The following is a 1,465-nucleotide window of genomic DNA, read 5'->3' as shown; positions in this document are numbered from 1 at the left end:
TGATTTCCATCCCGACGGGTGTGAAGCTATTCAACTGGCTGTTCACCATCTACCAGGGCCGTCTGCGCTTCACCAGCCAGGTTCTGTGGACTCTGGGCTTCATGGTGACTTTCGCCATCGGCGGCATGACCGGCGTACTGCTGGCCATCCCGGGTGCTGACTTCGTTCTGCACAACAGCCTGTTCGTGATCGCGCACTTCCACAACGTGATCATCGGCGGTGCGGTATTCGGTTACATCGCTGGTTTCGCGTTCTACTTCCCGAAAGCGTTCGGCTTCAAGCTGCACGAAGGCTGGGGTAAAGCAGCGTTCTGGTTCTGGATCTCGGGCTTCTTCGTCGCGGTCATGCCGCTCTATGCACTGGGCTTCATGGGCATGACCCGTCGCCTGAACGCCACCACCAACCCTGAGTGGGTACCGTACCTGTACGTTGCCATGTTCGGTGCGGTGATGATCGCTGTGGGTATTGCCTGCCAGCTGATCCAGCTCTATGTGAGCGTGCGTGACCGTAACAAGCCAGAGAACGTTTGCGATCACGGTGACCCGTGGAATGCACACACCCTGGAATGGTCGACCTCGTCGCCACCGCCGTTCTACAACTTTGCCGTGCTGCCTAAGGCTGACTGCATCGACCCGTTCACTGAAGCCAAGGAAAACGGTACTGCGTACCAGCAACCGGCCAAGTACGAGCCGATCCACATGCCGAACAACACCGCCACTGGCGTAGTGATGGGCGCACTGTTGACCGTCTTCGGTTTCGCGATGATCTGGCACATCTGGTGGCTGGCGATCGCCAGCCTGGCCGGCACCATCATCTACTTCGTGATCCACGCTGCACGTGACGACCAGGGCTATATGGTTCCGGTTGAAACGATCGAGCGTATCGAAGCCGAGCAGCACAAGCGTCTGGTTGCGGCAGGGAAAATCCCGGCCGGTGCCACCCGTGTTGAAACCTCGTTGGAACAGGCTTAAACCATGTCGAACTTAGTGACCAATGTTGGACACGCCCATGGTGACCATGGGCACGATGACCATCACCACGACTCGGGCGAGATGACCGTATACGGTTTCTGGCTCTACCTGATGACCGACTGCATTCTGTTTGCGTCGATCTTCGCGGTGTACGCAGTACTGGTAAACAACGTAGCCGGTGGCCCAGCGGGCCACGACATCTTCGAACTGCCATACGTGCTGGGCGAAACCGCTCTGCTGTTGTTCAGTTCGATCACCTACGGCTTCGCCATGCTGGCGTTGTTCAAAGGCAAGAAGCAGCAGGTTCTGGGCTGGTTGTTCATGACCTTCCTGCTGGGCGCAGGCTTTATCGCCATGGAGATCAACGAGTTCCACCTGCTGATCTCCGAGGGCTTCGGTCCTAGCCGTTCGGGCTTCCTGTCCGCGTTCTTCACCCTGGTCGGTACCCACGGTCTGCACGTATCTGCGGGTCTGATCTGGATGGGCATCATTAT

Annotated in this window: 2 protein-coding genes; both read left to right on the top strand. The window is 57.8% G+C overall.

What is annotated here, in order from left to right:
- The coding region (locus ACIPIZ_RS29680) for a cbb3-type cytochrome c oxidase subunit I (protein ID WP_401169068.1) at positions 1-971 on the top strand (971 nt) is incomplete at its 5' end.
- 3 nt (positions 972-974) lie between these two features.
- A partial coding sequence (locus tag ACIPIZ_RS29675) for a cytochrome c oxidase subunit 3 (RefSeq protein WP_401169065.1) occupies positions 975-1,465 on the top strand: 491 nt, incomplete at its 3' end.

The sequence above is a fragment of the Pseudomonas sp. NPDC087690 genome (genome assembly GCF_044743175.1).
Classification (GTDB): domain Bacteria; phylum Pseudomonadota; class Gammaproteobacteria; order Pseudomonadales; family Pseudomonadaceae; genus Aquipseudomonas.
Note: the sequence above shows the minus strand (reverse complement) of the source record. Positions and strands in the feature narration are given on the sequence as shown.